The organism is Paenibacillus ehimensis NBRC 15659 (assembly GCF_004000785.1).
Taxonomy (GTDB): Bacteria; Bacillota; Bacilli; order Paenibacillales; family NBRC-103111; genus Paenibacillus_G; species Paenibacillus_G ehimensis.
The window spans coordinates 1-909 of record NZ_BILX01000197.1 but is presented as its reverse complement, the minus strand read 5'-3'; the positions used below and the strand labels follow the sequence as shown (position 1 = coordinate 909).

Genomic DNA, 909 nt, shown 5'->3' with positions numbered 1-909 from the left:
CCCAGGCTTCCGGCTGTTTTTTATATTTAATTGCCGAGCCAAGGCACGGGCTTTCTCGGCTTCGCCGAACGGGCCCCCTGCCGGCGACTGCGCTCAATCAAGCTGCTGATTGCGGCACGTGCGGAGCTTTGCTTCTTTTTCCGTTTCGGGGGGCTCACAGCTTTAGGCTCGGACTTGGTATCGGTTTGCGAAATAACCGCCTTTTCGGAATGCGCGCTCTCTCCGGATTCCCCTTCGCCTTCCCGTCCCTTATCGTCTACCGGCGCCTGCCCCCAAGGAAAGGGGCTTCCGTACGGGGACGCCGCAGGGCTTACATAGCCCGGATACGACGGGAACCCCGGGTATCCGTGAAACGGAACGACCGGTTCACAGAATAAAGGTCCCGGACCGGCAAACGGCATAAGCGGGTATTCATCCGCCGGCTGGCCATAGGGCTGGAACGGCCCGGGGATATTCGGCTGCGGCAGAGGCGGCTCAAACGAAATCGGCGCTGCCTGCGACCATTGCGGCATATAGGAAGACTGCGCGGGCTGCTGCGCGAATTGAGGCGATTCCGGCGGCAATGCGTACGGCAAATCTGCCAGTCCCCCTCCGCAGCCGCAGCCGCTTTTAATAACCGGTGCCGGACCTGTAGAAAAAGACGGATATGTCGGTGGCGCTGCCGTGGCCGTATAGTAAGGCATCGTTCCGGTATCGGGCATTTGCGGAATCGGCGGAAGCTCCGGCTCCTTCCAAACATTTTCTTTGCCTTTTCCATAGGGCGGCTGCGGCGGCTGAGCCGTCGCTTCGACAGCGGGTACATTGTATTGCTGGAACAAAGACTCGGAAGGCTGCGGCTGAGCTACTTGATACGGATTAAGTGCTGGCTCGTTCGGCTTTCCCTTTTGGGCTGCCTGGAACGGCTGAGGC

1 pseudogene is annotated in these 909 nt (G+C 59.8%); it reads right to left on the bottom strand.

Going from position 1 to position 909, the window contains the following annotated elements:
- Nucleotides 1-26 precede the first annotated feature (26 nt).
- Nucleotides 27-909 (bottom strand): annotated as a pseudogene (locus PEH01S_RS34990) (hypothetical protein); the annotation flags it as partial.